The sequence below is a fragment of the Nocardioides sp. HB32 genome, from assembly GCF_054058995.1.
The window spans coordinates 622,847-643,124 of the sequence record NZ_JBSSBS010000001.1 but is presented as its reverse complement, the minus strand read 5'-3'; the positions used below and the strand labels follow the sequence as shown (position 1 = coordinate 643,124).

The 20,278-nt window shown below is 72.5% G+C and carries 18 protein-coding genes; 16 read left to right on the top strand and 2 right to left on the bottom strand.

From position 1 onward, the window contains the following. Together ACVW2K_RS03295 and ACVW2K_RS03290 are read left to right on the top strand one after the other, a co-directional pair. The gene (locus ACVW2K_RS03295) at nucleotides 1-1,212 is read left to right on the top strand and encodes an acetyl-CoA C-acetyltransferase (protein ID WP_028637776.1); all 1,212 of its coding nucleotides are present in this window, start codon (nucleotides 1-3) and stop codon (nucleotides 1,210-1,212) included. A gap of 160 nt (nucleotides 1,213-1,372) precedes the next feature. Beyond that, nucleotides 1,373-3,574: a 3-hydroxyacyl-CoA dehydrogenase NAD-binding domain-containing protein gene (locus tag ACVW2K_RS03290; protein WP_457201525.1), complete on the top strand. Its 2,202-nt coding sequence runs from the start codon at nucleotides 1,373-1,375 to the stop codon at nucleotides 3,572-3,574. A 57-nt stretch (nucleotides 3,575-3,631) separates the two neighbouring features. On the opposite strand, the gene ACVW2K_RS03285 is transcribed toward ACVW2K_RS03290, so the two are convergent. Continuing rightward, nucleotides 3,632-4,225 carry a hypothetical protein gene (locus tag ACVW2K_RS03285; RefSeq protein ID WP_457201524.1) on the bottom strand — a complete coding sequence of 198 codons (594 nt, stop codon included), beginning with the start codon at nucleotides 4,223-4,225 and terminating at the stop codon, nucleotides 3,632-3,634. Nucleotides 4,226-4,295: 70 nt separating this feature from the next. Here ACVW2K_RS03285 and ACVW2K_RS03280 point away from each other — a divergent pair, with 70 nt between their 5' ends. Continuing rightward, nucleotides 4,296-4,949, top strand: coding sequence for a histidine phosphatase family protein (locus ACVW2K_RS03280; RefSeq protein WP_457201523.1), 654 nt, complete (start codon nucleotides 4,296-4,298; stop codon nucleotides 4,947-4,949). 38 nt (nucleotides 4,950-4,987) lie between these two features. Then, nucleotides 4,988-5,545 (top strand): DUF6529 family protein, encoded by a 558-nt coding sequence (locus ACVW2K_RS03275; protein WP_457201522.1) that lies wholly within the window; start codon nucleotides 4,988-4,990, stop codon nucleotides 5,543-5,545. Here the strand turns inward: ACVW2K_RS03275 and ACVW2K_RS03270 are convergent. Next, nucleotides 5,536-6,807 (bottom strand): alpha/beta fold hydrolase, encoded by a 1,272-nt coding sequence (locus ACVW2K_RS03270; RefSeq protein ID WP_457201521.1) that lies wholly within the window; start codon nucleotides 6,805-6,807, stop codon nucleotides 5,536-5,538. The genes ACVW2K_RS03275 and ACVW2K_RS03270 overlap by 10 nt on opposite strands. 66 nt (nucleotides 6,808-6,873) lie before the next feature. Here ACVW2K_RS03270 and ACVW2K_RS03265 point away from each other — a divergent pair, with 66 nt between their 5' ends. From ACVW2K_RS03265 to ACVW2K_RS03210, 12 genes are all read left to right on the top strand, one after another. Then, the gene (locus ACVW2K_RS03265; protein ID WP_028637770.1) at nucleotides 6,874-7,434 is read left to right on the top strand and encodes a PadR family transcriptional regulator; all 561 of its coding nucleotides are present in this window, start codon (nucleotides 6,874-6,876) and stop codon (nucleotides 7,432-7,434) included. Beyond that, the gene (locus tag ACVW2K_RS03260) at nucleotides 7,431-8,153 is read left to right on the top strand and encodes an ABC transporter ATP-binding protein (RefSeq protein ID WP_028637769.1); all 723 of its coding nucleotides are present in this window, start codon (nucleotides 7,431-7,433) and stop codon (nucleotides 8,151-8,153) included. The genes ACVW2K_RS03265 and ACVW2K_RS03260 overlap by 4 nt, the downstream gene beginning before the upstream one ends. Beyond that, nucleotides 8,150-10,117: an FtsX-like permease family protein gene (locus ACVW2K_RS03255; RefSeq protein WP_457201520.1), complete on the top strand. Its 1,968-nt coding sequence runs from the start codon at nucleotides 8,150-8,152 to the stop codon at nucleotides 10,115-10,117. Before ACVW2K_RS03260 ends, ACVW2K_RS03255 begins: the two co-directional genes overlap by 4 nt. Beyond that, the gene (locus ACVW2K_RS03250; protein ID WP_457201519.1) at nucleotides 10,051-10,743 is read left to right on the top strand and encodes an FtsX-like permease family protein; all 693 of its coding nucleotides are present in this window, start codon (nucleotides 10,051-10,053) and stop codon (nucleotides 10,741-10,743) included. The genes ACVW2K_RS03255 and ACVW2K_RS03250 overlap by 67 nt, the downstream gene beginning before the upstream one ends. A 49-nt stretch (nucleotides 10,744-10,792) precedes the next feature. Further along, nucleotides 10,793-11,398, top strand: coding sequence for a TetR/AcrR family transcriptional regulator (locus ACVW2K_RS03245; RefSeq protein ID WP_028637767.1), 606 nt, complete (start codon nucleotides 10,793-10,795; stop codon nucleotides 11,396-11,398). Continuing rightward, nucleotides 11,395-12,177, top strand: a complete 783-nt coding sequence (locus ACVW2K_RS03240) for a TIGR03084 family metal-binding protein (RefSeq protein WP_457201518.1) — start codon at nucleotides 11,395-11,397, stop codon at nucleotides 12,175-12,177. Before ACVW2K_RS03245 ends, ACVW2K_RS03240 begins: the two co-directional genes overlap by 4 nt. Beyond that, entirely contained in the window at nucleotides 12,174-13,892 is a 1,719-nt protein-coding gene (locus ACVW2K_RS03235; protein WP_457201517.1) for an acyclic terpene utilization AtuA family protein, read from the top strand. Before ACVW2K_RS03240 ends, ACVW2K_RS03235 begins: the two co-directional genes overlap by 4 nt. Beyond that, nucleotides 13,889-15,004, top strand: coding sequence for an acyl-CoA dehydrogenase family protein (locus tag ACVW2K_RS03230; RefSeq protein WP_457201516.1), 1,116 nt, complete (start codon nucleotides 13,889-13,891; stop codon nucleotides 15,002-15,004). Before ACVW2K_RS03235 ends, ACVW2K_RS03230 begins: the two co-directional genes overlap by 4 nt. A 67-nt stretch (nucleotides 15,005-15,071) precedes the next feature. Beyond that, nucleotides 15,072-15,536, top strand: a complete 465-nt coding sequence (locus ACVW2K_RS03225; protein WP_197025345.1) for an SRPBCC family protein — start codon at nucleotides 15,072-15,074, stop codon at nucleotides 15,534-15,536. Further along, nucleotides 15,533-17,119, top strand: a complete 1,587-nt coding sequence (locus ACVW2K_RS03220; protein WP_457201515.1) for an acyl-CoA carboxylase subunit beta — start codon at nucleotides 15,533-15,535, stop codon at nucleotides 17,117-17,119. Before ACVW2K_RS03225 ends, ACVW2K_RS03220 begins: the two co-directional genes overlap by 4 nt. Nucleotides 17,120-17,240: 121 nt before the next feature. Next, entirely contained in the window at nucleotides 17,241-19,115 is a 1,875-nt protein-coding gene (locus ACVW2K_RS03215) for an ATP-binding protein (protein WP_457201514.1), read from the top strand. Then, nucleotides 19,112-20,272 carry an acyl-CoA dehydrogenase family protein gene (locus tag ACVW2K_RS03210; protein ID WP_028637760.1) on the top strand — a complete coding sequence of 387 codons (1,161 nt, stop codon included), beginning with the start codon at nucleotides 19,112-19,114 and terminating at the stop codon, nucleotides 20,270-20,272. The genes ACVW2K_RS03215 and ACVW2K_RS03210 overlap by 4 nt, the downstream gene beginning before the upstream one ends. Nucleotides 20,273-20,278 lie beyond the last annotated feature (6 nt).

Here is a 20,278-nt window from a genome sequence, read left to right as displayed (position 1 = left end):
ATGGCAGAGGCATTCGTGTACGACCACATTCGCACGCCGCGCGGCAAGGGCAAGAAGGTCGGCTCCCTCCACGAGGTGAAGCCCGTCGACCTGATGGTCGGGCTCCTCGACGAGATCAAGGTGCGCAACCCCACGCTCGACCCGGAGCGCGTCGACGACGTCGTCCTCGGCGTCGTGTCGCCGATCGGCGAGCAGGGCGGCGACATCGCCAAGACCGCGGCGCTCAAGGCCGGGTACCCGGAGACGGTCGCGGGCGTGCAGCTGAACCGCTTCTGCGCGTCCGGCCTGGAGGCCGTCAACCAGGCCGCGTCCCGCGTCCGCGGCGGCTTCGAGGACCTGATCCTCGCCGGCGGCGTGGAGTCGATGAGCCGGGTGCCGATGGGCTCCGACGGCGGCGCGTGGGCGTCCGACCCCGCCACCGCGCTCACGACCGGCTTCGTGCCGCAGGGCATCGGCGCCGACCTGATCGCGACGATCGAGGGCTGGAGCCGGGAGGACGTCGACGCGTACGCCGCCGAGTCCCACCACCGCGCGGCCAAGGCCTGGGCCAACGGCTACTTCGCGAACGCCGTCGTCCCGGTGAAGGACCTCAACGGCCTCACGGTGCTCGACCACGACGAGACGATCCGTCCGGACACGAGCCCCGAGGGCCTGGCCGGGCTGAAGCCCAGCTTCGCCGACATCGGCGCACAGGCGGGCTTCGACGACGTAGCGCTCGAGAAGTACCACTGGGTCGAGCGGATCGACCACGTCCACCACGCCGGCAACTCCTCGGGCATCGTCGACGGCGCGGCCCTGATGGCGATCGGCACCGAGGAGGTCGGCTCCGCACTGGGCCTGACCCCGCGGGCCCGCGTGCTGGCGACCGCCGTGTCGGGCGCGGACCCGACGATCATGCTGACCGGGCCCGCACCGGCCGCACGCAAGGCGCTCGCCAGGGCCGGTCTCGAGGTCGAGGACATCGACCTCTTCGAGATCAACGAGGCGTTCGCCGCCGTCGCCATGCGGTTCATGCGGGACCTCGGCATCAGCCACGAGATCACCAACGTCAACGGCGGCGCGATCGCGATGGGCCACCCGCTCGGTGCCACCGGCGCGATGATCCTCGGCACCCTCATCGACGAGCTCCAGCGCCGGGACCTGCGCCGCGGCCTCGCCACGCTCTGCGTCGGCGGCGGCATGGGGATCGCCACGATCGTCGAGGTGGTCTGAGCGGCGGAGCCGCCAGACCACCGTTGACGAGCCGGAGCGACCCGTCGGTGGTCGAGTAGCCCCGCGACCGAGGAACGAGGTCGCGGACCAGGGCGTATCGAGACCCAGTCGCTCTCCCTGAGCACCATCACCTCACCTGGCACCCAGAACAGGAATCCCGATGAGCACCAGCAGCACTGACCAGCAGACCGCCGTCCGCTACGACCGCGACGCCGACGGCATCGTCACCCTCACGCTCGACGACCCGACCGCGAGCGCGAACACCATGAACGAGGTCTACCAGGAGTCGATGTCGGCCGCCGTGCAGCGGCTGTACGACGAGGTCGACAGCGTGACGGGCGTCGTGATCGCGAGCGCCAAGAAGACGTTCTTCGCGGGCGGCAACCTCAAGAACATGGTCCAGGCGACCAAGGCGGACGCCGCCCCGGTGTTCGCGATGGGCGAGGCGGTGAAGGCCGGCCTGCGCAAGCTCGAGCTGTACCCGAGGCCGGTGGTCGCCGCGATCAACGGTGCCGCCCTCGGGGGTGGCTTCGAGATCTGCCTGGCGTGCAACCACCGCATCGTGGTCGACGACGACAGCGTCAAGCTCGGACTGCCCGAGTCGACGCTCGGCCTGCTCCCGGGCGGGGGCGGCGTGACCCGCGTCGTCCGCCTCCTCGGCCTGCAGTCCGGCCTGATGGACGTGCTGCTCCCCGGCACCCAGTTCAAGCCGAGCGCCGCGAAGGAGAAGGGCCTGGTCGACGAGCTGGTCGCCACCCGCGAGGAGCTGGTCCCGGCCGCCAAGGCGTGGATCAGGGCCAACCCGGACGAGCACCAGAACCCGTGGGACAGGCCCGGCTACAAGATGCCCGGCGGATCGCCGACGTCGCCCGCGCTGGCGGGCTTCCTGCCGGCGTTCCCCGCGCTGCTGCGCAAGCAGACCAAGGGCGCGGTCTACCCGGCGCCGCGCGCGATCCTGTCCGCCGCGGTCGAGGGCGCGCTGACCGACTTCGACACGGCGTCGCGGATCGAGTCGCGCTACCTGACGAACCTGATCGTCAACCAGGGCTCGAAGAACATGATCCAGGCGTTCTTCTTCGACCTGCAGGCGATCAACGCCGGCAAGCTGCGACCGCAGGGCATCGAGCCCTACACGGCGAAGAAGGTGGGTGTCCTCGGCGCCGGCATGATGGGCGCCGGCATCGCCTACTCGTGCGCCCGGGCGGGCATGCAGGTGGTGCTCAAGGACGTCTCGCAGGAGGGCGCGGACAAGGGCAAGGCGTACTCCGAGAAGCTCAACGCCAAGGCGATCTCGCGCGGGAAGCTCACCGAGGAGAAGTCGGAGGAGCTGCTGGGGAGGATCACCCCGACCGCCGACCCGGCCGACCTCGCGGGGTGCGACCTCGTCATCGAGGCCGTCTTCGAGGACCCGGCGCTGAAGCAGCAGGTGTTCGCGGAGATCGCGCCGTACGTCGACCCCGACGCGCTGCTCTGCTCCAACACCTCGACGCTGCCGATCACCGAGCTCGCGACCGGCGTGGACCGGCCCTCCGACTTCATCGGCCTGCACTTCTTCTCGCCCGTCGACAAGATGCCGCTGGTCGAGATCATCAGGGGCAAGGAGACCTCGGACGTCGCGCTGGCCAAGGCGTACGACGTGGTGCAGCAGATCCGGAAGACGCCGATCGTCGTCAACGACAGCCGCGGCTTCTACACCTCGCGGGTGATCGGCACCATGGTCAACGAGGGCCTCGCGATGCTCGCCGAGGGCGTGCACCCCGTCAGCATCGAGCGGGCCGCGACCCAGGACGGCTACCCGGTCGGCCCGCTGCAGCTCAGCGACGAGCTCAACATGGAGCTGATGGCCAAGATCGGCAAGGCGACCGCCGACGCCGCCGCGCGCGACGGGATCGACTACGCCCCGCACCCGGGCACCGCGGTCGTCGAGAGGATGCTCGAGCTCGGCCGCCCGTCGCGGCTCAAGGGCGCCGGCTTCTACGAGTACGACGAGTCCGGGTCCCGCGTCGGGATCTGGCCGGGACTCGCCGAGGCGTTCCCGGTCGCCGACCAGCCGGTCCCGTTCCAGGACGTCAAGGACCGACTGCTGTTCGTCGAGGCGATCGAGACCGCGAAGTGCTTCGAGGAGGGCGTCATCGAGTCCGCGGCCGCCGCGAACATCGGCTCGATCATGGGCATCGGCTTCCCGGCGATGACCGGCGGCGCCGCGCAGTTCATGACGGGCTACGAGAACGCCGAGGGCCAGATCGGCCTCGGGGCGTTCGTGAAGCGCGCCGACGAGCTCGCCGAGAGGTACGGCGACCGGTTCCGCGCCTCGGCGTGGCTGCGTGACCTCGCCGCGTCGCACGGCTCCTTCCCGGCCTGACCCGCGCCGGGACGTCGTCCGAGTCGGTCGCTCCCGCGACCACCTCGGACGACGTCCCTACGGCGAGGCGAACCAGGGATGGCGCAGGTCGTAGAACCGCGCGCCGGCCATCGCGTACTCGAGCTCGGCGCGGACGTCGGCGGGCGGCTCCTGCCCCTCGGCGCGGCGGGCGCTCGCCTCGTCGGTGAACGCAACGGTCTCGGTGAAGGACCCGTCCGGCTCCATCGCCAACGTCGCGCCGATGATGTCGGGACGCATCCGGCGCAGCTCCGAGGGCTCCGAGGCGATCAGCCGCCGCAACCGCCCCGGGTCGTCGACCCGGCCCTGGATCACCTGCACGAAGCCCGCCTCGTCGGAGCCGCCGTCGAAGAGCAGCGTCACGTCGTCCGCGTCGTGGAACTCCACGGGCCCGTCGAACGCCGCCATCAGCCGCTCGGCCCACGCACCCTGCTCGGGGCGCCGGGAGTTCGCCTCCGCGGCGGCGCGGTCCTCGAACCGCACCGCGGCGACGAAGTAGTCGTCGTCGGTGAACCCGTAGGTCCCACCGAGCCAGCCGTCGGCGCCCGGCCCGAGCTCGACGGGCCAGCGGTCGAGGACCGCCTTCAGCTCGTCGTGCCGGGTGCAGACACCCTGGAACACCTGGATGAACATGGTCCGACGGTAGGTCCCGCGACCCGGGACCGGGAATGGCACGGACGGGCCCTCCTCTAGCCTGCCGGGCATGGGTGTGGTGATCCTGGTCCGTCACGGGCAGGCGTCGTTCGGGGCCGACGACTACGACGTGCTGTCCGAGACCGGCTGGCAGCAGGGCCGCCTGCTGGGCGAGTGGCTGCGCGAGAAGGCCGACCGGCCGACCGCGGTCGTCCGCGGCTCGATGCGCCGGCACCGCGAGACGGCCGAGGCGGCCGGCTGGGCCGGCGCGGTGGTGGATCCCGGGTGGGACGAGTTCGACCACCTCGGCGTGGTGGCGGCGTACCCCGACGTACCGCCGGGCGAGCTCGACAACCGCGAGTTCCAGCGGGTCTTCGAGCTCGCGACCGCGCGCTGGACCGCCGGCGAGCACGACGGCGAGTACCACGAGCCGTGGTCGGCGTTCCGCGCCCGCGTGACCGCGTCGCTGGACGACGTCTGCGCCCAGGCCGGGCCGGGCGGCACGGCCGTCGTCGTCACGTCCGGCGGCCCGATCGCTGCGGCCTGCGCCGCGCTGGTCGACCCCGGCGCCGACGACGCGACGTTCGGCCGGCTCTGGAGCCGCTTCAACACCACGATCGTGAACTCGTCGTTCACCCGCGTCGTGGTCGGCTCGACCGGCGCCCGGATCCTCACGTTCAACGAGCACCCGCACCTCGAGGGCGAGCACCTGACCTACCGCTGAGCACCCGCCGGGAGCATGCTGTGCCCATGGGCAGGGGCATGACGGTCCCCCTCACGGCGTTCGCGGCGGGCGCCGTCGTCGCGTTGCTCGTCGGCGTCTTCGGCACCCTCCACGACCCGACCCTGAGTGGTACGACGACGCTCGGGTTCGACACCGTGCTCGCGATGAAGGTCGCGGTCACCTGCGTGATCGGCGTGCTCGCGGTGCTCCAGCTCCTCGGCGCCCTGTGGCTCTACGGGAAGCTCGGGCTCGCGGTGCCGTCCTGGCTGGGCACCGCGCACCGCGCCACCGGCGCGGTCGCCCTGCTGCTGAGCGTGTTCGTGGCCTACCACTGCATCTGGGCGCTCGGCCTGGAGAGCGGTCACCTGCCGGACGGCGAGAAGGTGCCGCTGCGCACGGTCGTGCACGGCGTCCTCGGCTGCGCGGTGTTCGGTGCGGTCGTGGTGAAGGTGACGGCCGTCCGCTCGAAGCGGGCGCCGGGCTGGTTCCTGCCGGTCGCCGGCGGGTTGCTGTTCGCGCTGCTGATCCTCGTCGTGCTGACCTCGGCAGTCTGGTACCTCGACGCCAACGGCTGGCCCTCGAACAGCTACACCTGACCGGCGCGCATCGCCATCAGCCGTCCCAGCACCCGCGGCGCGTCCGCCCGCAGGCCGTCGTGCTCGAACTCGTCGGTGACCCAGGTGCGGACGTTGCCGACCCGTCGCGCGGTCTCGAGCTGGAGCTCGGCGTCGACGTACATGTCGTCGAAGTAGACCGCCGCGAGCACCGGCACCTCGTTGCCGGCGAGCCGGTCGAGGTCGTACAGCGGCGGCCAGTCGTCGTACGCCGCCAGCAGGTCCGCCGCTCCCGCGAACGGCTCGAGCGCCCGGATGTCGGAGAACATCCAGCGGTAGAACATCTCGCCGGTGAGCAGCAGCGGGTCCTGGTGCTCGGCGAACTCCGGGTGCCGCGCCATCTCGCGCTCGGCAGCCCACGCGGTCGGGCCGGCGCCGGGCCGGCCGTACGTGTACTCCTGCAGCGCGAACAGCGGCCCCTCGGCGTACGACGTCAGCGCCGTCACCCCGGACAGGAAGACGTCGGAGAGCTGGTGGCCGTGGAACGCCTCGTCCAGCAGCCAGTGCACCCGCTCGTAGCCGTCGCTCATCCCGAACGCGCTGCCGACCAGCCGGAACCGGCGCGTGGTCAGCCGGTCGCCGTCGGGCAGCACGACGACGTGCGCGTCCAGGTGGTTCGCGATCCGGCGCACCAGCTCACGGTCACCGGGGTGGCGCGCGTAGAACTCCGCGTTCTTGCGGGCCACCCGCGGGTAGGTGCGCCGGTAGACCTCGTCGGCGGTCGCGGTCAGCCCGGGCAGCCCGCCGGTGACGTAGCAGGCGTCGAGCGCCTCGGGGGCGCGCGAGAGGTAGGCCATCGTGACGAAGCCGCCGTAGCTCTGGCCGAGGGTCTCCCAGGTCCGGCCGCCGGCGACCCGGGCGCGCAGCACCTCGGCGTCGGCGACGATGCTGTCCGCGCGCATCAGCCGGAGGTACGCCGCGATCTCGGCGTCGGACCTGCCCGCGACCGACAGGCGGGTCAGCGGCGTGCTCCGGCCGGTCCCGCGCTGGTCGAGCAGCAGCACCCGGTGCGTGCGGGTGGCGAACCGGACCCAGGCGTCGGCGCCGCCGCCCGGGCGCGGCGACTTCCCGCCCGGTCCGCCCTGGAGGAAGAGCAGCCACGGCAGGTCGTCGTGCTCACGGCCGGCGGCGACCGCCTCGCGCGCGAAGACCTCGATCGTGGGCCCGTCCGGCCGGGCGTGGTCGAGCGGCACCTCGACCGTGTGGTCGGTGAGGACGAGACCGGGGATCCGCGTGGTGGTCACCGGACCGATTCTGCCCTGCCAGCACCATCTTGCCAGCGCGGTGCATACCGGGTATACATACTCGGTATGTCGGTGAAACAGGCACTCCTGGCCCTCCTCGAGCAGGGCCCGCGATACGGCTACCAGCTGCGCGCGGAGTTCGAGCAGCGCACCGGGTCGACGTGGCCCCTCAACGTCGGGCAGGTCTACACGACCCTGACCCGGCTCGAGCGCGACGGCCTCGTCGAGGCCGACGGCGCGGACGGCGAGGGCCACGTCATCTACCGGGTCACCGCAGCCGGGCGTGAGGAGGTCGCGGCCTGGTTCACCACGCCGGTGCCGCGCACCCAGCCGCCCCGCGACGAGCTGGCGATCAAGCTCGCCCTCGCCGTCACGATGCCCGGCGTCGACGTCGGCAGCGTGATCCAGCAGCAGCGCTCCGCGACCATGGCCGCCCTGCAGGACTACACCCGGCTCAAGCGCGACGGGGGCAACGACCTGGCGTGGGGGCTGGTGCTCGACTCGCTCGTGTTCGCGGCCGAGGCGGAGATCCGCTGGCTCGATCACTGCGAGGCCCGGCTGCGGCGCGCCGCGCTCGAGAAGCCGGCCGTCCCGGCTCCCGTCGACGCACCGGAGGTGGCCCGATGAGCTCGGTGCTGCACCTCAACGTCGTCACCCGCGTGCACGGCGAGGGCGCCACCGAGGTGCGCGCCCTGCGCGACGTCTCCTTCCGCGCGTCCGCCGGCGAGCTGGTCGCGGTCATGGGCCCGTCCGGGTCCGGCAAGTCGACGCTGCTCACGCTGGCCGGCGGCCTGGACGCACCGACCTCCGGCACGGTCTCCGTCGAGGGTGTCGACCTGGCCACCCTGGGGAACGGCGGCCGCGCCCGGATGCGGCGTACCTCCATCGGCTACGTCTTCCAGGACTTCAACCTGATCCCCGCGCTGACGGCGGTGGAGAACGTCGCGCTCCCGCTGGAACTCGACGGCGTCCGCACCCGCACGGCTCGCGCGGCGGCGCGGACGGCCCTCGACGAGGTCGGCATCGGCGACCTCGCCGACCGGTTCCCCGACCACATGTCCGGTGGCCAGCAGCAGCGCGTCGCGATCGCCCGGGCGGTCGTGGGGGACCGCCGCCTGATCCTCGCGGACGAGCCCACGGGGGCGCTCGACAGCGAGACCGGCGAGGACATCCTGCGCCTGCTCCGGGTGCGCTGCGACGCGGGCGCCGCCGGCGTCCTCGTCACGCACGAGGCGCGGCACGCCGCTTGGGCCGACCGGGTGGTGTTCCTGCGCGACGGAGTGGTGATCGACGAGACCGGCACCGACGCTGCCGAGGGGCTGCTCGAGTCGGGCGTCACCCGATGAGCCGACCGGGAGCCGGCCGGGTCACCTCCTGGCGACTCGCGCTGCGGATCGCGGCACGGGAGGCGCTGCGCGCCCGCGGCCGGTCGGTCCTGGTACTGGTGATGATCGCGCTGCCCGTGCTCGCGGTGACGGCGGCCGACGTGCTGATCCAGACCCAGTCGGTCAGCAGTGTCGAGGGGCTCGACCGCCGGCTCGGGTCGGCGGCTGCTCAGGTCGTCGTGCCCGCGGAGGGACGGCCGATGATCCAGGCCTTCGACCCGTACGACGGCAACACCTCCGACGGCCGGAAGCAGGAGCCGCCCGCCGCGGCGGACATCTCGGCCGCGCTCGGCGGCGCACGGCTGGTCGTGGAGCGCACCGGCGGCGTCGACGTCCGCACCGACAAGGGCTACGCGTCGGCGGACTCGGTCGAGGTCGACCTGCGCGACCCGGTCGCCGCCGGCCTGGTCGACCTCACCTCCGGCCGGCTCCCGCAGGACGCCGGCGAGGTGGTGGTGAACCGGGCCCTCCTGGACAAGGGGTACGCCGTCGGGGACCGGCTCGACATCCGCGGCAAGGGCGCGCCGTCGCCGGTGATCGTGGGCGTTGCAGAGTCGCCCGAACTGCGCACCTACCCCTACGTCGCCGGCCCGGTCGGCAGCCTCGGCGTCTCGGCCGCGTATGCCGGCGGTCCGACCTGGCTGGCCGCTGGTGGACCGGTCTCCTGGGAGACGGTCAAGGACCTCAACGCGATGGGGGCGACCGTGCTGTCCCGTGCGGTCATCGAGGATCCTCCGCCCGCCTCGGAGGTCCCCGCGGAGATCCGGTCGTGGAGCTCCGGGAGCGACAACGCGGTCATCGCGGCCGTCGCGCTCGTCGTGGTGATGGCGCTGCTCGAGGTGGTGCTGCTCGCCGGTCCGGCGTTCGCGGTCAGCGCCCGGCGCCAGTCGCGGAGCCTGGCGCTGATGGCCGCCTCCGGCGGCACCCCGGCCCAGGCCCGGCGGGTCGTGCTCGCGGGCGGGGTCGTCCTGGGGGGCGCCGCCGCGGTGCTGGGCGTGATCCTCGGGATCGGTGCCGGGTGGCTGCTCGTGCCCGTCGTGCAGCGGTGGTCGAGCACCTGGTTCGGCCCGTTCGACGTGCCGTGGCCGCACCTGCTCGGCGTCGCCGCGTTCGGCCTGGCCAGTGCGGTGCTGGCGGCCGTCGTCCCAGCCGTCATCGCCTCGCGCCAGGACGTCGTGGCGGTGCTCGCCGGCCGGCGAGCCGATCGGCCCCCGTCGGCGCGCTCGCCGATCGCGGGCGTCCTCCTCATCGGCGGCGCCGTCGCGATGGCGGTGTTCGGCACGACCTCGGGCGACACCGGGGCGTTCCTCATCGCCGGCGCCGCGATCCTGGCCGTGCTGGGGATGCTCTTCATCGTGCCCGTCGTCGTGATCGGCGTGGCGCGGCTGGCCGGCCGGCTGCCGCTGTCGCCGCGGTACGCCGCGCGGGACGCCGCCCGGCACCGGACGCGCACCGTGCCCGCGGTCGCCGCGGTCGCGGCCACCGTCGCGGGCGTGGTCGCGCTCGGCATCGCGGTCACCAGCGACGAGGCGGAGAACCGCGGCACGTACACGCCGACGCTCGCGATGGGGCAGGCCGCGGTGACGGGGTACGGCCTGAAGCCCGCGAAGTGGGACGAGATCGAGGATGCGGTGCGGCGCGAGGTCCCGGACGCGGACGTCGAGCCCGTGCTCGCCGCGGCCGGGCGGGGCAGCTCGGTCCAGATCACGGCGCCGCACCACCGCGGTCCGCTCCTGGAGACCATGACGGAGAACTTCGGCTCCTCGATCCTCGTGGCCGGGGCGGTCCCGTCGGTGGTCCCCGGGGTACTGCTGAGGACCGCGCGAGAGCCGACGAGGTTCTCGCGCGCGGCGGTGTCGTGGCCTTCACCGACGACCGGGTCGACGACGAGACGGCGGTGGTGCGGCGGGGGCACGAGCGGGTGACCGTGCCGGCCGCCTACGTCCGCTTCACCGCGGGCTCCTACCCGCCGCTCGCCGCGATCGTGCCGCCCGCGGTCGCCGAGCGCCTCGGCGCGGAGACGTCCACCGGGGCCCTCGCCGTCACCGGGACCGACATCTCGGCGACCCAGCAGGAGAACCTCTCCGAGGCGATCTCGGCGGTCAGCCGGAACGCCGGGTTCTACGTCGAGCGCGGCTACCAGGCCGACCAGGGCACGAAGATCGTGCAGCTGGTGCTCGCGGGGCTCGGCGCGGTGCTGATGCTCGGCGGCACGCTGACGGCGACGTTCCTCGCCCTCTCGGACGCCCGGCCGGACCTCGCGACGCTCTCCGCAGTCGGCGCCTCCCCGCGCCGCCGGCGCGGGGTCGCGGCGTCGTACGCGCTGGTGGTCGGCTTCGTCGGCGCCGTGCTCGGTGCGGTGGTGGGGTTCATCCCCGGCCTCGCGATCACGGTGCCGCTGACGGCGCCGGCGTACTCCGACACCGGCCCGTTCCTCGACGTCCCGTGGCTGATGATCCTCGGCCTGGTCGTCGGGCTGCCGCTGGTGACCGCGCTGATCGTCGGGCTGAGCACGCGGTCGCGGCTGCCGATGGTCGCGCGGCTGGAATGACAAACAGTCAGTCTTGACTGTTTGTTGGTGATCGCGCCATGCTGGCCGCGTGACCACCGCCGGGACGACGCGCGTCCCCCAGGAGGAGCGCACCCGGGTGATGCGGGCGCGGCTGCTCGAGGCGACCGTGGACTGCCTGGTCGAGCGCGGCTTCGCCGGCACGTCGACGACGCTGGTCTCCGAGCGGGCCGGCGTCAGCAGGGGCGCGCAGCTGCACCACTTCCCGACCAAGAACGACCTGGTCGTGGCGGCCGTCGAGCACCTCACCGAGAAGCGCGGTCTGGAGCTCGCCGCGGCGGCCGCGGCCGTGCCGGAGGGACCGCGCCACACCCGCGCGGTCCTGCAGGTGCTCGCGGACCACTTCACCTCACCGGTCTTCACCGCCGCGCTCGAGCTCTGGGTCGCCGCCCGCACCGACGAGGCCCTGCTCGCCGCCGTCGCTCCGCTCGAGCAGCGGGTCGGCCGGGAGACGCACCGGCTCACCGTCGAGCTGCTCGGGGCCGACGAGTCCGTGGCCGGCACCCGCGAGCTGGTGCAGGCGACCCTCGACCTGGTCCGCGGCCTCGGCCTCGCGAACACCATCACCGACGACGCACGACGCCGCGGCCGGATCCTCGACCGCTGGGCCGACGTCCTGGAGCAGGAGCTGCGATGACCCTTCTGGACGAGCTGCTCGACGACCTCGAGGCGGAGCGCGACCGGCTCTGGAACGTCGTGGTCGGTCTCGACGACGACGGCTGGGACACGCCGACGCCGGCCACGGGCTGGTCGGTCGCCACCCAGGTCGCCCACCTCCTGTGGACCGACGAGGTCGCGGTGATCGCGGCGACCGACCAGGACGCGTGGGACGCGCTGGTGCTGCGTGCGCTGGAGGACCCGACGGGGTTCGTGGACCAGCAGGCGCACGAGGTCGCGCGCCTGCGGCCCGAGGCGCTGCTCGGCCGCTGGGGCGCGGCCCGGGAGGCGCTACCGCGGGCCCTGCGCGAGTTCCCCGTCGGCCAGAAGATGCCGTGGTTCGGCCCACCGATGTCCCCGGCCTCGATGGCCACGGCGCGGTTCATGGAGACGTGGGCGCACGCGCTGGACGTGTACGACGCCCTCGAGGTCGTCCCCGAGCTCACCGACCGGATCCGCCACGTCACCCACCTCGGCGTACGCACGCGGGACTTCGCCTTCTCGGTGCACGGACTGGAGGCGCCGGCCGAGGAGTTCCGCGTCGAGCTGACCGCGCCCTCAGGCGAGCTGTGGGCCTGGGGGCCGGAGGGCGCGGCACAGTCGGTGCGCGGCCCCGCCTACGACTTCTGCCTGCTGGTCACCCAGCGCGTGCACCGCGACGACACCGACCTGGTCGCCGTCGGGGCGGACGCGGAGCAGTGGCTGGCGATCGCCCAGGCGTTCGCCGGTCCCGCGGGTGACGGGCGACAGAGGCGATGAGGATCGGCAACTGCTCGGGCTTCTACGGTGACCGGCTCTCCGCGATGCGGGAGATGCTGGAGGGCCGCCAGGAGGACGGGCAGGGCCTGGACTACCTGACCGGCGACTACCTCGCCGAGCTGACCATGCTGATCCTCGGCCGGGACACCATGAAGGACCCGGCGCTCGGGTACGCGAAGACCTTCGCCCGGCAGCTCGAGGACTGCCTCGGGCTCGCGCTGGAGCAGGGAGTGAAGATCGTCAGCAACGCCGGCGGCCTCAACTCCGCGGGTCTCGCGGAGCGGATCCGCGAGGTCGCCCGCGGGCTGGGGCTCGACCCGCAGGTCGCCCACGTCGAGGGCGACGACGTCCGCGGACTCGCCGAGGTCGGGATCGGCGAGGGCGCCCTCACCGCGAACGCCTACCTCGGCGGCTTCGGCATCGCGGCCGCGCTCTCGGCGGGCGCCGACGTGGTCGTCACCGGACGCGTCACCGACGCCTCGCTGGTGGTGGGGCCGGCGGTCGCGCACCACGGCTGGACACCCAAGTCGTACGACGAGCTCGCCGGCGCCGTCGTCGCCGGGCACGTCCTCGAGTGCGGCACCCAGGCGACCGGCGGCAACTTCTCGGGCTTCCGGTCCCTCCCGGACCACACCAGACCGCTCGGCTTCCCCCTCGCCGAGATCGCCGCGGACGGGTCGAGCGTGATCACCAAGCACGCCGGCACCGGCGGGGCGGTCACGATCGACACCGTCACCGCGCAGCTGCTGTACGAGATCCAGACGACCCGTTACCTCAACCCGGACGTCACCACGCACCTCGACTCGGTGCGGCTGCGCGAGGTCGGGCCGGACCGGGTCGAGATCAGCGGGGTGCGCGGCGAGGCGCCGCCCGAGCGGCTCAAGGTCTGCGTGAACGAGCTGGGCGGCTTCCGCAACACCGTGGAGTTCGTGCTGACCGGCCTCGACATCGAGGCCAAGGCCGACTGGGTGCGCGAGCAGCTCAGCCCGTCCCTGACCGCCGCCGACGTGACCTGGACGCTCGGCGCCCTGCCCGCGCCGGACGCGGACACCGAGGAGGGCGCGTCCTGCCTCCTGCGCTGCACGGTGCGCGACGCCGCGCCCGACCCGGTCGGCCGGGCCTTCACCGGCCCGGCCGTCGAGCTCGCGCTGGCGTCGTACCCCGGCTTCACGATGACCGGCCCGCCGGCGCAGCCAGCGCCGTACGGCGTCTACCGGCCCGCGTACGTCGACCGGTCGGCCGTCACGCACACGGTCGTGCACGCCGACGGCCGGCGCGAGGTGATCGCCGACCCGACGGAGTTCGCCGCCGTGGACGACGCCGAGGGCCGGCGGCCCTCGCCGTACCCGGCGCCCACGGACTCCCTCACCCGCCGGATGCCGCTGGGCACGTTCGTGCACGCGCGATCGGGTGACAAGGGCGGCGACGCGAACCTCGGCCTCTGGGTGGCGCACGACGGCTCGGACAAGTACGCCGACCGCGTGACCTGGCTGCAGAAGCTCGTCACCCCGCGCAAGGTGCGCGAGCTGGTGCCCGAGGCGGCCGACCTGGACGTCGAGGTCTACCTGCTGCCGAACCTGGGTGCGGTGAACGTGCTGGTCCGCGGGCTGCTCGGCGACGGCGTCGCCGCGTCGACGCGGTTCGACCCGCAGGCCAAGGGGCTCGGCGAGTGGGTCCGCTCGCGGATGGTGCACGTCCAGGAGGACCTGGCATGAACCTGCGCGAGGTCGCCGCGGAGTTCACCCGCCGCGAGGTCGTCGACCACCTCCAGGAGTGGGAGGACGCCGGGTCCGTCCCGCGCGAGCTGCACGCCGCTGCCGCGAAGCAGGGCCTCCTCGGCGTCTCGTTCCCGGAGTCGGTCGGTGGCGAGGGCGGCGACCTGCTCGACACGGTCGACCTCCAGGAGGGGATGTTCGAGGCCGGTGCCAGCAGCGGGCTGATGGCCGCGCTGTTCACCGGCGGCATCGCCCTCCCGCACATCGCCGCATCCGGCAACGCCGACCTCGTCGACCGGTTCGTCCGCCCGGCGCTGGCCGGCGAGAGGATCGGCGCGCTCGCGATCACCGAGCCCGGCGGCGGCTCCGACGTGGGCGGCATCCGCACCACCGCCGTACGCGACGGTGACGAGTACGTCGTCAACGGGTCCAAGACGTTCATCACCAGCGGCGTGCGCGCCGACTTCGTGACGACCGCCGTGCGGACCGGTGGTCCGGGGGCGGGGGGCGTCAGCCTCCTCGTCGTCGAGAAGGGCACGTCCGGCTTCACCGTGGACCGCTCGCTGCAGAAGATGGGCTGGCACTGCTCCGACACCGCCGAGCTGTCGTACGTCGACGCGCGGGTGCCGGTCACGAACCTGGTCGGCGAGGAGGACACCGGGTTCCTCCAGATCGCCGAGCAGTTCGTCGTCGAGCGGCTCGCGCTGGCGGTGCACGCCTACGGCATCGCCGGACGCTCGCTCGAGCTCACGGCGACCTACTGCCGCGACCGGGAGACCTTCGGCAAGCCGTTGCTCAGCCGGCAGGTGGTGCGGCACCGGCTCGTGGAGATGCGGAGGCAGGTCGAGGTCGCGCGCACCTACACGCGCGAGGTCGCCCGCCGCCACGTCGCGGGAGAGAACGTGGTCGCCGAGGCCTGCCTGGCGAAGCAGACCGCGGTCGACTGCGCGACCTACGTCTGTGACCAGGCCGTCCAGCTGCACGGCGGGACGGGATACATGCACGGGACCGAGGTGGAGCGGCACTACCGCGACGCCCGGATCCTGCCGATCGGAGGAGGGGCCAGCGACGTGCTGACCGATCTCGCAGCCAAGCTGCTGGGCTACGCATGATCACCCCACGAAATCGCGGGATTCCCCCGCTTCGCTCCTCCATCCCACGATTCCGAGGGGACCCCGAATGACCGCATCGATGAGGGGAGAGGTGACGCTCCGGATGGACGCCCCGCCCGAGAAGGTGTGGGCGCTGGTCAGCGACGTCACCCGGATCGGCGAGTTCTCGCCGGAGACCTTCGAGGCGGAGTGGACCCGTGGCTCGACCGGGCCCGAGGAGGGCGCGTACTTCAAGGGCCACGTGAAGCGCAACGGCGTCGGGCCGACCTACTGGACTCCCTGCAAGGTCACGGCGTGCGTGCCGAACGAGCTGTTCGAGTTCTCCGTCGGCACCGACGACGTGACGGTCAACAACTGGGGCTACCGGATCGAGCCGGACGGCGACGGCGCGCTGGTGACCGAGTACTACCGGCTGGAGCCCGTCTTCTACCTGCGTGCCTACTGGCTGGTGATGGGCAGGCTCCGCGGCCGCACCAACGAGAAGGGCATGCGCACGACCCTCGAGCGGATGAAGGCGGTGGTCGAGCAATGAGCGACAACCGGACCGCGATGCTCGAGAAGATCGCCGACCTCGACGCCGAGCACGCCAGGGCCGTCGAGGGCGGGGGACAGAAGTACGTCGACCGCCACCACGCGCGGGGCAAGCTGCTGCCCCGCGAGCGGATCGAGCTGCTCGTCGACGAGGGCTCGGCGTTCCTCGAGCTGTCGCCGCTGGCCGGGTGGGGCTCCGACTTCGCGGTGGGTGCGTCGGTGGTGACGGGCATCGGCGTCGTGGAGGGCGTCGAGTGCATGATCACCGCGAACGACCCGACCGTGAAGGGCGGCGCCTCGAACCCGTGGACGGTCAAGAAGATCTTCCGGGCCTCGCAGATCGCCGAGGAGAACGGGCTGCCCTCGGTCGCCCTGGTCGAGTCGGGAGGCGCGGACCTGCCCACGCAGAAGGAGATCTTCATCCCGGGCGGCAAGCTCTTCCGCGACATCACCCGCTCCAGCGCGCGCAAGGAGCCGACCATCGCGCTGGTGTTCGGCAACTCGACCGCCGGCGGTGCCTACGTGCCCGGCATGTCCGACTACACCGTGATGGTCCGCGACCAGGCCAAGGTGTTCCTCGGCGGCCCGCCGCTGGTGAAGATGGCCACCGGCGAGGAGTCCGACGACGAGTCCCTGGGCGGCGCCGAGATGCACGCCCGGACCAGCGGCCTGGCCGACTACCTCGCCGAGGACGAGCTCGACGCGATCCGGATCGGCCGGCGCATCGTGGCGCGGCTGAACCGGCGCAAGGCGACGGCGCCGCCCGCCGCCTGGGCCGAGCCGGACGAGGACCCGGAGGGACTGCTCGACCTGATCCCGACCGACCTCAAGGAGCCGTTCGACCCGCGCGAGGTGATCCGCCGGATCTGTGACGGCGTCTCCGCCCCGGGATCCGGGGGAGCGAACGGCGCGGTCTTCGACGAGTTCAAGCCGCTCTACGGCACCTCCCTGGTCACCGGCTGGGCCAAGCTGCACGGCCGCCCGATCGGGATCCTCGCCAACGCGCAGGGTGTGCTGTTCTCCGAGGAGGCGCAGAAGGCCACCCAGTTCATCCAGCTCGCGAACCAGGTCGACACCCCGCTGCTCTTCCTGCACAACACCACCGGCTACATGGTCGGCAAGGAGTACGAGCAGGGCGGCATCATCAAGCACGGCGCGATGATGATCAACGCGGTCAGCAACTCGAGGGTCCCGCACCTGTCGGTGATCATGGGCGCGTCGTACGGCGCCGGCAACTACGGCATGAACGGCCGCGCCTTCGACCCGCGGTTCCTCTTCACCTGGCCGTCCGCGAAGTCCGCCGTGATGGGCCCGGCCCAGCTCGCCGGCGTGCTCGAGATCGTGGCCCAGCAATCCGCCGAGGCGAAGGGGCAGGTGTTCGACGCCGAGGGCTTCAAGGGCGTGAAGGAGATCGTCGAGGCCCAGATCGAGGAGCAGTCGATGCCCTACTTCCTGTCCGGGATGCTGTACGACGACGGCGTCATCGACCCGCGCGACACCCGAACCGTCCTCGGCATCTGCCTGTCGGTCATCGAGAACAAGCCGGTCGTCGGCGCCGACCGGTTCGGGGTGTTCCGCCCGTGATCAAGCGAGCAGCGGCGTGCGAGGAACGAGCACGGCGCGTGGGCGAGACGAGGTCGAGCAAGCCCCGCGACCGAGGAACGAGGTCGCGAGGGGCGCGTCGAGACCCAGTGAGGTGCGCAGGATGATCACCCGACTTCTGGTGGCGAACCGGGCCGAGATCGCCTCGCGGGTCTTCCGCACCTGCCGCAAGCTCGGCATCGAGACGGTCGCGATCCACTCGGACGCCGACGCCGGCCTGCCCTACGTGCGCGAGGCGGACACCGCCGTACGCCTGCCCGGCAACGCACCGGCCGAGACCTACCTGCGCATCGACCTGGTGCTCGACGCCGCCCGGTGCTCCGGTGCCGACGCGATCCACCCCGGCTACGGCTTCCTGTCCGAGAACGCCGACTTCGCCCGGGCCGTGGTCGACGCGGGGCTGACGTGGGTCGGGCCCGCGCCCGAGTCGATCGAGGCGATGGGCTCCAAGATCCGCGCCAAGGAGATCATGAAGGCCGCCGGCGTGCCGGTGCTCCAGGCGCCGGACGAGCCGACCGAGGCCGACCTGCCGCTGCTCGTGAAGGCGTCCGCCGGAGGCGGCGGCCGCGGCATGCGCGTCGTCCGACGCCTCGAGGACCTCCCCGGCGAGATCGAGAAGGCCGAGTCGGAGGCGGCCTCCGCCTTCGGTGACGGCACCGTCTTCGTCGAGCCGTACGTCGAGCACGGCCGGCACGTCGAGGTGCAGGTCGTCGGCACCAGCGTCTACGGCGAGCGCGACTGCTCGCTCCAGCGGCGGCACCAGAAGGTCGTCGAGGAGGCACCCGCGCCGAACCTCCCGGACGAGACGCGGTCCGCGCTGCACGACGCCGCCCGCAAGGCCGCCGAGGCCGTCGACTACCGGGGCGCCGGCACGGTCGAGTTCCTCTACGACCCGGCGACCGAGCGGTTCTTCTTCCTGGAGATGAACACCCGGCTCCAGGTCGAGCACCCGGTCACCGAGCTCGTGCACGACGTCGACCTCGTCGAGCTGCAGATCATCTCGGCGGAGTCGGACTGGTACATGGGGTGGACGGACCCGCCGCGGGGCCACGCCATCGAGGTGCGGCTCTACGCCGAGGACCCCGCTGCCGGCTACCAGCCGCAGAGCGGCGTGCTCACGACGTTCGAGATCCCGGTGGAGGACGGCGTCCGCGTGGACGCCGGCTTCGAGTCCGGCAGCGAGGTGTCGACGCACTACGACGCCATGCTCGCCAAGGTGATCGCGCACGCGCCGAGCCGGGAGCAGGCGGCCCGCAAGCTCGCCGGCGTCCTGTCCCGGGCGCGGATCCACGGACTGGTCACCAACCGCGACCAGCTCGTCGCGATCCTGCGCGACCCGCGGTTCCTCTCCGGTCAGGTGTCGACCGACTTCCTGGATCGGATGCCCGACAACGACCCGGAGACACGCCCCGGGCACACGACCCGCTCGGCGGTCGCCGCGGCGATCGCGCTGGCGGAGCGGGCGAAGGAGGTGCGGACCGTCCAGCGTGGCATCCCGGTCGCCTGGCGCAACGTGGTGTCCCAGCCGCAGCGGACGGTCTTCGAGGAGGCCACGGTCGAGTGGCTCGGTGCCTACGCCGTCGACGGCCACGAGGTCATCGACGCCGGTCCCGGCAGCGTCACGCTCGAGACCGACGGCGTGCGCACGACCTACCGGATCAGTGTCGACGGAGCAGCTGTCGACGTCGACGGCCCGCACGGGCACGTCCGGCTGACCCGGGTGCCGAGGTTCGTCGACCCGGCCGAGCAGGTCGCGAGCGGCAGCCTGCTCGCCCCGATGCCCGGCACCGTCGTCAGCGTCGCGGTCGAGGCGGGCCAGCAGGTCGAGGCGGGCCAGCAGGTGCTGGTGCTCGAGGCGATGAAGATGCAGCACCCGGTGACCGCGCCGCACGCCGGCGTCCTCGCCCAGATCGACGTCAAGGTCGGCACGCAGGTCGCGGCCGGCGAGGTTCTCGCAGTGGTGGAGGAAGCAGAGTGAGCACGTTCAGCGAGTCCGAGGAGCGCCAGGAGCTGCGCAAGGCCGTCGCCCGGCTGGCCGGCAAGTACGGCCGCGAGTGGTTCACCGCGAAGGCGCGCAGCGGCGAGAAGACCACCGAGCTCTGGCTGGAGATCGGGAAGAACGGCTACCTCGGCATCAACATCCCCGAGGAGTACGGCGGCGGTGGCGGCGGCATCGGCGACATCGCGGCCGTCTGCGAGGAGCTGTCCGCGCAGGGCTGCCCGCTGCTGCTCATGGTCGTGAGCCCCGCGATCTGCGGCACCATCATCAGCCGCTACGGCACCGAGGAGCAGAAGCAGCGCTGGCTGCCCGGCATCTGCGACGGCACCTCGACGATGGCGTTCGCCATCACCGAGCCGGATGCCGGCACCAACACGCACAACATCACGACGACCGCCCGCAAGGACGGCGACGAGTGGGTGCTGAACGGCCGCAAGATCTACATCTCCGGCGTGGACGAGGCCGACAACGTGCTCGTCGTCGCGCGCGCCGAGGACGCCAGGACCGGCAAGGTGAAGCCGGTGCTCTTCGTGGTGCCGACCGACGCCCCGGGCCTGGAGTACCGGGCGATCCCCATGGAGATCGTCAGCCCGGAGCTGCAGTTCCAGGTGTTCATCGACGACGTCCGGCTGCCGGCCGACGCGATCGTGGGCGACGAGAACGGTGGGCTGGTCCAGCTGTTCGCCGGGCTCAACCCGGAGCGGATCATGGCGGCGTCGTTCTCCACCGGACTCGCGCGCTACGCCCTCGACAAGGCGGCGTCCTACGCCCGCGAGCGCACGGTGTTCAAGGACCCGATCGGCTCCCACCAGGCGATCGCGCACCCGCTCGCCCAGTGCCACATCGAGACCGAGATGGCGCGGCTGATGACGCAGAAGGCCGCGGCGCTGTACGACGCCGGCGACGACATGGGCGCGGGCGAGGCCGCGAACATGGCCAAGTACGCCGCGGCCGAGGCCGCCTGCCACGCCGCCGACGCGGCCGTGCAGACCCACGGCGGCAACGGCATCACGCAGGAGTACGGCGTGGCGGGGCTGCTGGTGGCGACCCGGGCCGGCCGGATCGCGCCCGTCAGCCGGGAGATGATCCTCAATTTCGTGGCGATGCACTCCCTGGGACTGCCCAAGTCGTACTGAACGTGC